The sequence below is a fragment of the Metapseudomonas boanensis genome (assembly GCF_042232855.1).
GTDB lineage: Bacteria > Pseudomonadota > Gammaproteobacteria > Pseudomonadales > Pseudomonadaceae > Metapseudomonas > Metapseudomonas boanensis.
In genome coordinates, this window is record NZ_CP113889.1 from 2,532,981 (window position 1) to 2,545,758 (window position 12,778).

Sequence of the window (12,778 nt, forward strand, 5' to 3'; positions counted from 1 at the left end):
GAGGTCCGAAAATGAAGACGATAAGTTCCCTGCACATGTCGCAGGGCGCTGCAGGGCTTGATAGCCAAACTATGGCAGTCACTCTTGCGCGCGCCGAGCGGAAGGAACGCTGGACATTGCTCTCGCTGACCCTCCCCGGTTTCCTGTTGGTATTCGTGGTGTTGGCCATTCCGCTGGCCTGGCTGTTCTGGCTGTCGGCCTTTGACAGCAGTGGCGCGCTGACCCTGGCGAACTACGAACGCTTGTTGCGGCCGGTCTACATGAGCAGCTTTGTCATCACCTTCAAAGTGGCGTTCTGCGTCACCCTGATCTGCGTGCTGCTTGGCTATCCCCTGGCGTACTTGTTGTCGCAGTTACCCGAACGGGCCAGTCAGATCTGCATGGCCTTTGTCCTGCTGCCGTTCTGGACCTCGATCTTGGTCCGCACCTATGCCTGGCTGGTACTGCTGCAGCGCCAGGGCATCATCAACAACTGGCTGTTGGACCTGGGGCTGATCGACCAGCCACTGGCGCTGGTCCATAACTTCTTCGGGACGGTGGTGGGGATGGTGCACGTGATGTTGCCGTTCTTGGTGCTGCCGCTCTACGACAAGATGAAGAATATCGATCCGCTGCTGCTGTCGGCCGCTGCCAATTGCGGTGCCACGCCATCCCAGGCATTTCGCCAGGTGTTCCTGCCGCTGTCCCTGCCGGGGCTTGCCTCCGGCATTACCCTGGTCTTCGTGCTGTGTCTCGGTTTCTACCTGACGCCGGCACTGCTGGGTGGCGGCCGTGTGTCCATGTGGTCGATGAAGATCAGCGACACCATCGCCCTGTACGGCAACTGGGGGGCTGCTAGTGCGCTCGGCGTAGCACTGTTGGTGGTGACCGTACTCATCCTGCTGGGAATGAGAAGGGTGTTCGGACTCAACGACTCGGGGAGGAAAGCCTGATGCTCAATCTCAATGAATCGGTGACACCGACCCAGATCACCCACCTGCATCGCCTTTGGCTCTATTGCCTGGTGGGTCTGATCCTTTTGTTCCTGATCATTCCCTGCCTGATCGTTATTCCCATGTCGTTCTCGGCTTCGCAGTACCTGGAGTTCCCGCCGCGGGAGTGGAGCCTGCGCTGGTATGAAGCGTATCTCGGCTCGCCGGAGTGGATGACTGCGACCTGGGTGTCCTTCAAGGTGGCTATCATCTCCACCTTGGTCGCCACAGTGCTGGGGACCCTGGCGGCCTACGGACTGTCTCAGGTGCGTGGTGGGCTGGCGAAACTGGCCAACGGACTGATGATGCTGCCCATGTTGGTGCCGATCATACTGGTGGCGGTGGGCGTGTTCTTCGTCTATTCGCGCACTGGCCTGAACAACACAGTCACCGGGCTCGTACTGGCCCATAGCGTACTGGCGATTCCATTCGTCCTGATCGCGGTGGGCAACGGCCTGCAGGGATTCGACATGAACCAGGAGATGGCGGCTCGCAGCCTGGGAGCATCCCGTACTTGGGCGTTCCTCAGTGTGACCTTGCCGCAGATCCGCCTATCGATCTTCTCTGGCGCGCTCTTCGCTTTCATTGCGTCCTTCGATGAGGTGGTTATCGCGCTGTTCATCGTGGGCGGGGAGAGCTCGACCCTGACGCGTCGAATGTTCGCCAACATCCGCGACCAGATCGACCCGACAGTGGCGGCCGTCTCCACATTGATGATCGTGCTTTCGATCCTGCTGCTGGTAGTGATGCAGTACATCAAGGGGCTGGAAAAGCGGCGGCAACGCGCGTCGGCTCCTGTCTGATTGCGATTGGCTGGACTTTTGCGTGGCTTTGGCCACGCTTTTTTTTGTGCGCCCGGCAGGGCGCACTCACTCGGAGGTGAAAGTCCTCTACACACCCGGCAAGGGGAAGTGTTAGCCAGAGGCAAGGGTGGCGCGGGTGACTGCGCATCCGGAGGAAGCCCGAGGCAAAGCGCTGGCCTGACGAACAGGAAGCGGATAAGAGGCGACGCGTTGGGGTAAGGCAGCAAAAAAGGTCGAAGCCCGATACTTGCACGGAACGACGCGGCGTATATCCGACAGGCATAAGCGTGAAGGTGGGTGCGTGATACCCGGGGAGATCTGCACGGCTGCCCCAGGGCTACTGACGTCGCGAGGCGTGAGGAGGGTCGTGCAGAAGTCAGCAGAGGCCATAGTAGGTGCGGTCTGACCGAAGGGCCGAACATGAGTGACCGCAATTAGGACGGCAGAGACTCGATGCGGACCGATGAGACACACGTGCGTGGAACAAGCGCAGCCATGACCACGTTGCTGGGGCGGAACTCCGGCGGCGCTGCTCATGGTGTCGAGGTCTGCACGGCGGCTGCCGGGCAAACGAAAGCGGGGGCGCCATCGCTGATGGAGGCGGTGGTGGATCGAGCCAATCTGTGGCTGGCGTATCAGAAGGTGGTCGGTAACCGCGGTGCGCCGGGAGTCGATGGACTCTCGGTGGAGCAGTTTGCCGACTGGCTGAGGATGTACTGGCCGAGCATCAAGGCAGCGCTGCTGAACGGGCAGTACCTGCCGCAGGCGATACGCGCAGTGGACATCCCCAAGCCTGCGGGTGGGGTGCGGACACTGGGTATCCCGACGGTAGTGGACCGCCTGATCCAGCAGGCGCTGCTTCAGGTTCTTCAACCGATCTTCGAACCGACGTTCTCTGAGTCGAGCTACGGCTTCAGGCCGGGGCGCAGCGCCCAGCAGGCGGTTCTGGCGGCACAGCGGTACGTGCAAGAGGGCCGCCGCTGGGTGGTGGACATTGATCTGGAGAAATTCTTCGACCGGGTCAATCACGACCTTCTGATGGCGAGGATTGCGCGGCAGGTCAAGGATGTGCGGGTGCTGAAGCTGATCCGGCGGTACCTGGAAGCGGGTCTGATGCGTGATGGGCTGGTCGCGCAGCGACGCGAAGGCACGCCGCAAGGCGGGCCGCTTTCGCCGTTGCTGTCGAACATCCTGCTCACGGATTGGGATCGCGAACTTGAGCGACGAGGCCACGCCTTCTGCCGTTATGCCGATGACTGCAACATCTACGTCCGAAGCGAAACGGCAGGTGAGCAGTTGCTGAAACAGATGAAGAGGTTCCTCGCGGAGCGGCTGAAGCTGCGGATCAACGACGCCAAGAGTGCCTGTGCCAAGCCATCGACGCGCAAATTCCTGGGCTACAGCCTGACAGGTCAGCGTCAGGCGCGACTGCGCATCGCCCCGCAAAGCCTGCAAAGGTTGATGGCGCGAGTAAAGGAGCTGTTACGCCAAGGACGAGGAAGAAGCCTGCGCCATACCATCGAGACACTGAATCCGGTGCTTCGCGGTTGGATCGGCTACTTCCAGTACACGCAGACCAAGAGCGCGCTGGAGAATCTGGACGGTTGGCTGAGACGGAGGCTGCGCTGCCTGCTCTGGCGGCAAGCGAAGCACCGTCAAGGACGAACCACGATGCTGCGCCGGCAGGGGCTGCCGGAAGATCGAGCATGGCGCTCGGCCCACAACGGGCAAGGTCCGTGGTGGAACTCGGGCGCATCACACATGAATGTGGCCTTCCCGAAACGCTTCTTCGGTGCCCTGGGCTTGATCTCGCTGCTGGATAGCCAGCAGCGCCTTCAGTGTCACCCATGAACCGCCGTATGCGGAACCGCACGTACGGTGGTGTGAGAGGGCGGCGGGAGTAATCCCGCTCCCTACTCTATGCCCGTCGTTTTAGCGGCCGGCTCTGCATGTAGCCACTATCGACTGGGGCTTCGACAAGGCGTGGGGGGAAGCGGATAGCGTCTCGTGTCCCCCGTGGGCAGTGGTCCTACCTTGTTGCAAACAATCGGTACCCATTCAGTGCTCCGCGACTGGTGCGCGCCAATTTGAGTGTCGTGCCGCAAATGAGCGGCCTGTCATGCCCTCCCAAAGATTTCTCTGAAGCGGCGGTAGTCAGTGCATAGGACATTAATTTCAAGGACGGCTGAACAGGCCAGTCCCGGGGCGAGATTGGTCGATGCGTCGGGTATCACTTTTAATTGCTGGAGTCCTGCAAGCGGCAACCTGACCCTCAGGTATCGGTCGTCGTACTCAAGCGGAATGTTGCTGAGAAGAGGCCGCAACTGAAGAACGAAAGTCGTGGCGGAGGACGGTTGCAAATGGAACGAGTGTCCACGGAGTGCGAATCTTCGGCTTGTTCACGGTGGTTCGGGGCAATCGGATGGCTCAAGAGGGAACCGCCATACCGCTGGCGTGGCGCGGCATGGCGGGGTACTGCAGGGGCGAGTGGATTACTCGAAGTAAATGGTCTTAGCGGGGTCGTAAGCGGGAGCGTCGAAGCTGATGAATAGGGCCGGTTGGCCGCCTTCGACGTAATACTTGTGGGGGACGTTCTGCGGGATCGACACGTAGTCGCCAGGCTTGAGTACGCGCTCTTCCTTAGGGGTGACTACCCGAGCACTGCCTTTCAAGAGGATCAGCGAGTGGTCGGCGTCCGGGTGGCTGTGATTTTTCAGCTCGGAGAACATTTCCACCAAATTGACGCGCTTCTCCGCTGTCTTCACCAGGGTCCAGCCGCGGTCGCTGGGATCGTTCCAGTTGGTTGGACTGGCCATGATTGCCGCCTGAGTCTTGATGACAGGGGCAGCAGCATTATCCGGGGTGGTGAGGTCTCCGCGGGTGCTGCTCTGCATGCTGATGACCGGTACGTCGAAGCCGAGAAGCAGGGGCTTGGACTCGCCGACCGGTGCCATCTGATAAGTCTGTCCCGCCGGAATGGCCACGTAGTCCCCAACCCCGAGGGTTTTTCGCCCATCGGCAAAGGCAAAGTCCACCTTGCCTTCAAGGACGATCAACGTGCGTTCGCCCTGGTCGTGCTTCACGGCAGGAGAGGCTTCATCAAGGCGGACGATGCTGGTGCGAGACAGGCTGGTCCTGTGCATATCCCAGATTTTCTGGCCCAGCAGCGTCTCTCCTGGCGGGGTGCTCAGAAGTTCGCTGCGGTGGACCAGAAGCAACTTGTCTTCCGCCTGCGCTGCGCTCGCGCACATCAGCAAAGCGAACATCAGGCTCAGCGGTTTGGCTTTAGCTTTGGTGCCGATCATGTTGCATCCTCTTTATTGTTGGTGGGGTTGGACCTTTCATGTCAGTAGCGGGTTGAGGCCGCTGCGAACGACGCGGCTATGAAGCTCGCGGCCGAGCACCGCTTCGCATTCAGCGGCGACTTCGAGCATGGCTTCGAGGTCGATGCCGGTCCGAACCCCCATGGATTCGAGCAGGTTGACCCAGTCCTCTGTGCTCACATTGCCGGTGTGCCCGTCGCCGTACTTGACCTTGGCCGGGTGTCCGCCCACGCCTCCGAAGGCGCAGTCGTAGTAACGGACGCCGGCTTCTAGGGCAGCGACGTAATTCACCAGGCCGGTAGCGCGCGTATCGTGAAAGTGAGCGATGGGCGTGACGTTCGGGAACTCGGCAAGCACCTTGCCGAACAAGCTACGGACGCTGTGGGGCGTCGCGACGCCTGTCGTGTCGCCCAGGGTGACGAAGCTCACTCCACGCTCGGCGAACGCTGCTACGTCCTGGAGCACACTGTTCTCATCGACCCTGCCTTCGAACGGGCAGCCGAACGCCACCGAGATGGTGCCAATCAACCGAAATCGACCATTGGCAGCGCGGGCCATCTGTTCGATGTTCAGCCACTGATCCTGGCGACTGCGCTTGAGATTGCGCTGCGAATGGGATTCCGAGGCGGATACCAGCAGGCTGATCTCATTGGCACCAAAACCCGCGTCCAGGTCAGCCAGGGCTCGTTCCACGGCACGCACATTGGCGCAGGTCGCCTTGTAGAACACATCCTGCTGGCGATAGAGACTCGCCAGCAGGTCGCTGGCGTCGGCGAATTGGGGGATAACGGCAGGGTTGGAATAGGACGTGGCTTCTACTCGGTTGAATCCGATGCTAGCGAAACGCTCCACCAGCTTGCGCTTGGTTTCGGTGGGCAGGAAATCGGGTTCATGCTGCAGGCCATCTCGAGCGAAGCACTCGCACAGGATCACGTCTTTCATGAGGGGCGTTCCAGGGTGACGGGATGAAGTGGTTGACAATGTGAACAAAATCTACTGAGATATGGTTCACCTTGTCAACCTTGTTAGGCCGTCATTTGGGGGGGCGAAACCGCTGCCAATGCGGAATCCGTTCGATTGGCGCCCCGGTCCTATTGCAGGAGGAGTGAGCGATGTACACCGATTTGATGTTTTACATAGACGGGGAATGGACTGCCGGTGACGCAGATCGCACCTCAACGGTCATCAATCCAGCTACGGGCGAGGAAGTCGGCCAGTTGCCATTGGCTTCCAGGAGTGACCTCGATGCTGCCCTGGTTGCAGCTGCGAAGGGTTTCGAGAACTGGTCAGTTACCTCCGCGTACGACCGCTCTGCCATTCTTCGTCGCGCTGCTGCATTGGTTCGTGAGCGCCATGAACACATGGCGCGCTGCATAACCCTGGACCAGGGCAAGCCCATATCCGAGTCGACTCTCGAGGCCAAGAGCGCAGCCGACCATATCGAGTGGTACGCAGAGGAGGGCAGGCGCGCCTACGGGCGGATCGTGCCGTCGCGCAATCCTGCCGTGCGTCAACTGGTGGTTCGTGAGCCCGTCGGTCCAGTCGCTGCTTTCACCCCTTGGAACTTCCCGATTAACCAGGCGGTGCGCAAGATTGCCGGTGCACTGGCGGCCGGTTGCAGCATCATCATCAAGGCGCCTGAAGAAGCCCCTGGCTCGGTGATCGAATTGGTCCGTTGCTTCCACGATGCGGGCGTGCCCAAGGGCGTCCTGAATCTGGTCTTCGGCGTCCCGGCCGAGGTTTCTGATTACCTGGTCCGCTCTCCCATTATTCGGAAGGTGTCGTTCACTGGCTCCACTGCTGTAGGGCGTAAGTTGGGTGCTCTTGCCGCAGAGCACCTGAAATTGACCACCATGGAGTTGGGCGGCCATGCGCCTTTCATCGTCTGTGAGGATGCTGATCTGGACGCGGCTGCCACATTGGCCTGTGGGCTCAAGTTCAGGAACGCCGGCCAAGTCTGCGCCTCGCCTTCGCGCTTTTACGTGCATGACGCGGTGTTCGAGCGCTTCTCTCGGAAATTTGCCGAGCTCGCCAGCCAGCTCAAGGTGGGTGACGGCTTCGATCCGTCCACCCAGATGGGCCCCCTGGCCAATGCACGGCGCCTGACCGCCATCCAAGAGCTAGTGGCCGATGCGTCTGACCTTGGCGCTGAGGTGGTGACCGGAGGTAAGCGGATAGGACAAAAGGGCAACTTCTTCGAGCCCACCGTGCTGGCGGACACCCCTGCGGAAGCACGACTGCTTTGCGAGGAGCCCTTTGGACCAGTAGCCCCGCTGATGCGTTTCGACGATTTGGATACGGTGATCCGCCAGGCCAATAGCCTCGAATATGGCTTGGCAGCATTTGCCTTTACCGCGTCACTGAAGACCGCTACTGAGCTTGGCAATCGCCTGCAGAGTGGCATGGTTTCGATCAACCATTTCGGTCTGGCACTGCCGGAAACACCGTTCGGTGGAATCAAGGCGAGCGGGCACGGCAGTGAGGGCGGTACCGAAGGGCTGGATGCCTACTTGACTACGAAGTTCATCAGTCAGCTCGGCTGCTGATTGGCCGATGCAATGACCTGGGCTTGCTCAGGTCTTTTGTATTCCTGCTGCTCGTGGGCCGGGAAGAATTCAGGCGAGAACGTCCGCTTCTGGCCCAGGCTGTGTAAAAACGCTGAGGATGACGAATAACCGGATATTGAATGGTTTAGCCGCGTCCAGTGACCTCGTGGGCGCTTGGCGTGTCCATCCGACGCATTCAGCTGATTCGGGCACCCGCCGCTGTGCGCTCGGTGTGCAGCACAATCTTGGCAATGCGAACTCCAGTAACGGTGCAGCTTCAGGCCTTTCTCAACCGTCGCAAAGCGCCAGATCAGGCGTTCTCCGGCTGGGCAGCGGTACTCGTTGTGGGCCGCGTCGTAGATGAAATCTTCGCGGCCAAAGCGACCCGCTGCGGCGAGGGGCGAGGTGTTGGCCTTGGTGATGCCAGCCTCGTGGCAGGCTAGGATTTCCTCGCTCTTGAAGTAGCCCCGATCGGCGACCACCGACAGTGACTCTACGCCCATCGCGTCCCGCGCTTGCTTGGCCATGGCACTCAATTGATCACGGTCGACGCCGTCGTTGGTGACTTCGTGCGTCACGATCAGATGATGTTTGGTGTCGACAGCGGCCTGGATGTTGTAACCAACCAGGCCGGTGCCGCGCGTCATCATCCTGCGTGCGTCGGGATCGGTCAGGGAGATCTGTTTGTCCGGTGCGGCCTCAAGCTGGCCCTCGATATCCCGAAGTTTCTGCATCTTGGTTTTCAGGGCGGCGATCTTGCTGTGCAGGCGTTCGGCCTTGGCCTGTGCCACCGCAGGCTCCTGGCGGTCAGCAGTGTCGAGCGCAGTCAGGTAGCGGCTGATGCTGGACTCGATCTCTTCCATCCGTCGTTGCAGCTTGGCACTGGTGAAGTTGCGGTCGCGATTGTTGACCGCCTTGAACTTGCTGCCGTCGATGGCCACCAGCGCCTCGGCGAACAAACTGAGCTGCTGGCACAGCACCACGAACTGCCGGCAGACCCGACGAATCGCCGGGCCGTTGTCCTTGCGGAAGTTGGCGATGGTCTTGAAGTCCGGTATCAAGCGCCCGGTCAGCCACATCAATTCGACGTTGCGCTGTGCCTCGCGTTTGAGGCGGCGACTGGACTCGGCCATGCGGACGCTCCCGCTGACCTGACCCAGGCGCTGGGCCAAGGCGGGGTAAGGGTAATGTTCTCGTCGAAGTGTTTGGTGCGTCCCCTCCAAGAGCCTCGCCATTTGGCTGAGGGGTGTTAGGGCCGGCTTGCGGTCCGCTTCCTGCCCAGGCTGTGTGAAGGCGTTGGCCTCGCCGAGAGCTGCTGTCGCAACGTTCGAGGGGCGGCGCATGAAGCGATTCATCAAGGAGGTGTCCGTATCAGGACACGATGGAAGCTTGTAGAAACGGTGGTGGCAATGCCCAGCGCTTGCGAACCTCAACGACACTTGGCGATCACGTAATACTTGCGAACCCGGGTTGTAGATTCCCAGATACCGTCGAAACCTGGCTCTACTACGAAGGACTCACCAGCGTTGAACACGCTGCTATTTCCTTGTAGGTCAGAAATCTTTACCTGGCCCTCTATCAGATAACAGAACTCCATCTCATCGGGATGGCTCTTCCTTTTACTGAAGGGGGCTGATTCCCAAACTCCGCAAAGGACGGATTCATCGTCAGCCTGAAAAAAACTCCAGGCAGTAGTAACTCCATTGCCACTGAGCAGGATCGGGTCCGGGGTGGAGGAGGAAACGCCTGGAGTGGAGAGAACTGCTGCAATCGGTCTGATGAAGCGCGCAGACATAAGCACGTCCGTAGTCGGTGGTGTCGCTTTCGATGGAAGAGGGCACGCAACCTGGCTTGTTACGCTACCCATCGGGACTAGCAGCTGGCCGGGTCAGGAGACCCGGTCAGCTTGATTTCGCTTAGCTGGGGAGGAACTCGTGAGCCCAACCCAGGCTGGCGATATTCCGTTCGATCATGGATTCCACTTCCGCTGCGCTGTAGCCGGCCTCGCTCAGCACCTCGCGAGTGGAATGCCCCCAACGTTCCGGAAGCGATGCAGCGTAGACGCGAGATTCCGTGGGACGAATGGCGTAGTGGTCGATCTGGGTTACGCAGTGCCCGCTCGGATGGTTGCGGTGAACGGAGAAGGCGAAGCTGCCCTTGTCGATGCCCACGGTGCCGTCGCCTTCACGAGTGTGTTGTGCGCGCAGGTGCTCGATCGATTGGGGCACCGCCGCAGCGATGTCCATCTCATGCAGGCGATCCGCCCAGTAGTCGGCCGGAGCTTTGAGCAAAGCATTCCTCAGGAACTGCCCGACATCCTTGGCTGCGCTGATACCCTGCAGCCCTTCCACCTGCTCAAGCTTGCCGAGCTCTGCCTTGCTGGAGTCGAGATAGATCCAACCCTCGCCAGTCTTGTAGAAGTGCGAGAGTGCGTTGTAACCCAGCGCCTGCCGGCCGGAGGGTTCGTTAAACGGCGCACGGCCCTTGTAGTCGAAGGCGAAGGCAATCTGCGCCAGGTTGGTGATGGCCGACAGCGAGGTCCTGGAGCGCGAAATCTGCCCGGTCTTCAGCTTGTGGTAGATCTGCACTGCCATGCCCAGGCCTGCGGCGAAGCCGCAGTTCACGTCCAGAGTGCCCAGATGGGCGTGTTCCTCGGGAGTTTCCGGGCCGCCGAAGCGGCTCATGATGCCGCTGTGCGCCTGGATGATGTCGTCGTAGCCGATGTAGTTGGTCTTGGGACCTTGCTGCGGGCCGCCCAGGCAGTCGAGGCGGCAGAACAGCACGCCCGGATTGACCGCTTGCAAGGCGTCGTTGTCGAGACCCAGGGACTTGAGCTGACGCTCGGGTGCGTTGATCACCACCATGTCCACAGAGCGCACCAGGCGGTTGAAGACCTCACGCCCCTCTGGAGTCATGATGTCGACCAGTGCACTGCGTTTGCCCATCCCTGTCTGGAAGGTGAAGAGGGTGCCGATCAGGGGGTCGTAAAGAGGCTTGACCGGGTCGAGCTTGATCACTTCGGCACCGAATCGGGCCAGGAAGGCGGTGGAGTGCGGCCCCGCGATCACGTTGGTCAGGTCGAGGATGCGCAGGCCATCGAGCCAACCCGCACCATTTGCAGGCTGGACTGCGGCGCCGACCGGATAAGTGGCCGGATGATTGGCAGCTACATCACGCAGCTCGGCCAAGGCTTGCTCGAAGGTGACCTTGCGGCGCGGACGCGGCGCAACCATCAGGTGGGCGCACTCCTCGAACCAGACCACCGGACCGGGCTGTTTCATGAGGCCGTATTCCGGATCATCCACCTGGACGATCAGGCCGGCAGCATTGGTGTGCTCGTGGTTGACCCATTCCTGGGTGGTGCGGTGCGGCGCACCCGGAATTTGACTCTCGCCGAAGATGCGGCCCCATTCTTCGGAAGTCTTGGTCAGGAACGCCTTCTTCATCTTGACGGAGATATGGTCCGCCCATTTCTTCGGCAGCGGGTAGACGCCGATAGAGGTTTCACCATCCCACTCGCTGATGGGGGCATGCAGGTCGCTGACCTCCGGGAGGCCGTCCGCGATCAGCTCTTCATAGATTCCCAGCACCTTGAGCGCGCGCTTGGCGTGATTACGGTGAGACGGGCAGACGCAATAGAACATCCGGCCATCGGCGCACTGATAGGTGCGATAGAACGGGTCCAGGTACTCCTGCAGATCCTCGTAGCTGAGATCCATCGGAATGTTGTTGGCCTTGCGGTACTCGATCTCCAGCTCGCGCATGGTCTTGTAGCGCTCCGGTAGGCCCTCGATGACGTACGAGTTGTACGACAGGCCTTCCATCAGGGCGGCGATAACCGGCACTTCAATAGCGTCGCCGCGGCCAGTGCGTTCGCGGGCCTGGAGTGCCAGGGCGACAGAGCTGGCCGCCAGCGTGGTGGCGTAGGCGGAGCCCAGGGACAGCGGAGAGAAACTCGGGTTGAGGCCGAGCAGCACCCGGTTGAAGCCCATGTCGGTGAAGGCACCGGCAGTGGCCGCCACCACCGCTTCGGTGGCTTTCCACTCGCGGCGAAGGATGTCGTTGCTGGCAAAGCCCGGCACCGACAGGGTGATCAGTTCAGGACGGTCCTTGCGCAGTTGTTGGAAGTCGATGCCCAGACGCTTCATCACGCCAGGACGGAAGCTCTCGATAACGATGTCGGCTTCTGCGATCAGGCTCAGCGCCCGTGCCAGGTCCGAATCATTCTTCAGGTCCAGTCGCAGGCTGCTCTTGTTGCGATTCAATACGGCGTTAGCCGGATGGTCCCACAGCGGGCCCTGCGGCGGGTCAATGTGGACGACCGTGGCGCCAAGATCCGCCAGGATCATCGCAACGGCTGGGCCGGCTATCTGTTGACCGAAATCGACTACGCGAACGCCAACCAAGGGCAATTGATTGCTCTGCTTCATTTCGACTTGTCCTTCTAGAGGCAGTTTCTGGGGCAGCTGAACGACAGACTGCAATGGTTTTCTCGAATTGCTTCGTTGCTTATGTCGGGCTTGACTAATCAACTACGCATATCAGCTGGCAACAATTAAGTATCGGTCGATACAGTTTTCCGACGATATTCAATAGCTGCACCGTTGATGAATCCGAAAGTTTCAACCCTCGTGTGTTCGCTTGTTCCTGCACAAAAGAATCAAGATCAAATCGAACAGTACTGGTCGGGTTTTTTCTCTTCGGTGAAGCCGATATTAGGAATGGAGAGCGCTTCGGGCCAGCAATATAAATTGGTACTCAGAGTCAATTTTTTTTATGACGGTTCACGACGGTGCAGTCATGCCTTTTGTCATGCTTCCCAAGGGATCAGAGGGCGATCAGGCTGGCTCCGTCCTTGTGAAATAAAAAAAATGAGGTCAAAGGGCGATTTTTTGTTGCTTCACAAAGCTCTGGCGAACGCTGAAAAATTGGCTCGTGCCGACAGAGCCTCTGGCTTATGGAACTGTCGTGCGATACGGCTGGATTATAAGAACTTCCCACCAGGCGAACTGGCGGAGAAATAATAGCGAGGCTGAAATGAAAGCTATCTACAAGAACAAGAAGCTTGTCGGGAGGTTACTCCCGTGAAAGAAGTACGGTCACTAACTGATGCTGCCGGGCATCCTATCTGCAGT

The 12,778-nt window shown here is 59.9% G+C and carries 8 protein-coding genes and 1 pseudogene; 4 read left to right on the forward strand and 5 right to left on the reverse strand.

Annotation, left to right across the window (positions count from 1 at the left end; genetic code table 11):
- Window positions 1–71 precede the first annotated feature (71 nt).
- From OXH74_RS11725 to ltrA, 3 genes are all read left to right on the forward strand, one after another.
- Window positions 72–932, forward strand: coding sequence for an ABC transporter permease (locus OXH74_RS11725; protein WP_375741326.1), 861 nt, complete (start codon window positions 72–74; stop codon window positions 930–932).
- The gene (locus tag OXH74_RS11730) at window positions 932–1,774 is read left to right on the forward strand and encodes an ABC transporter permease (RefSeq protein ID WP_375741327.1); all 843 of its coding nucleotides are present in this window, start codon (window positions 932–934) and stop codon (window positions 1,772–1,774) included. Before OXH74_RS11725 ends, OXH74_RS11730 begins: the two co-directional genes overlap by 1 nt.
- A 495-nt stretch (window positions 1,775–2,269) precedes the next feature.
- Window positions 2,270–3,625 carry a group II intron reverse transcriptase/maturase gene (gene ltrA / locus OXH74_RS11735; RefSeq protein WP_375741599.1) on the forward strand — a complete coding sequence of 452 codons (1,356 nt, stop codon included), beginning with the start codon at window positions 2,270–2,272 and terminating at the stop codon, window positions 3,623–3,625.
- A 641-nt stretch (window positions 3,626–4,266) separates the two neighbouring features.
- Here ltrA and OXH74_RS11740 read toward each other — a convergent pair.
- Both OXH74_RS11740 and OXH74_RS11745 read right to left on the reverse strand, forming a co-directional pair.
- A complete protein-coding gene (locus tag OXH74_RS11740) occupies window positions 4,267–5,079 on the reverse strand; it encodes a cupin domain-containing protein (protein ID WP_375741328.1) in 813 nt (270 codons plus the stop codon).
- Window positions 5,080–5,115: 36 nt separating this feature from the next.
- On the reverse strand, window positions 5,116–6,039 hold the full coding sequence (locus OXH74_RS11745; RefSeq protein ID WP_375741329.1) for a hydroxymethylglutaryl-CoA lyase: 924 nt from the start codon (window positions 6,037–6,039) through the stop codon (window positions 5,116–5,118).
- A gap of 170 nt (window positions 6,040–6,209) precedes the next feature.
- On the opposite strand from OXH74_RS11745, the gene OXH74_RS11750 reads away from it, so the two are divergent.
- Complete coding sequence (locus OXH74_RS11750) at window positions 6,210–7,643, forward strand: NAD-dependent succinate-semialdehyde dehydrogenase (RefSeq protein WP_375741330.1); 1,434 nt, start codon at window positions 6,210–6,212, stop codon at window positions 7,641–7,643.
- A gap of 236 nt (window positions 7,644–7,879) precedes the next feature.
- Here the strand turns inward: OXH74_RS11750 and OXH74_RS11755 are convergent.
- The 3 genes and pseudogenes from OXH74_RS11755 to OXH74_RS11765 all read right to left on the reverse strand — a co-directional run.
- Window positions 7,880–8,770 (reverse strand): annotated as a pseudogene (locus tag OXH74_RS11755) (transposase); the annotation flags it as partial.
- Between the two features lie 302 nt (window positions 8,771–9,072).
- Window positions 9,073–9,438 carry a cupin domain-containing protein gene (locus tag OXH74_RS11760; RefSeq protein WP_375741331.1) on the reverse strand — a complete coding sequence of 122 codons (366 nt, stop codon included), beginning with the start codon at window positions 9,436–9,438 and terminating at the stop codon, window positions 9,073–9,075.
- Window positions 9,439–9,559: 121 nt separating this feature from the next.
- Window positions 9,560–12,073: a CoA transferase gene (locus tag OXH74_RS11765; protein ID WP_375741332.1), complete on the reverse strand. Its 2,514-nt coding sequence runs from the start codon at window positions 12,071–12,073 to the stop codon at window positions 9,560–9,562.
- Between the last annotated feature and the right edge of the window lie 705 nt (window positions 12,074–12,778).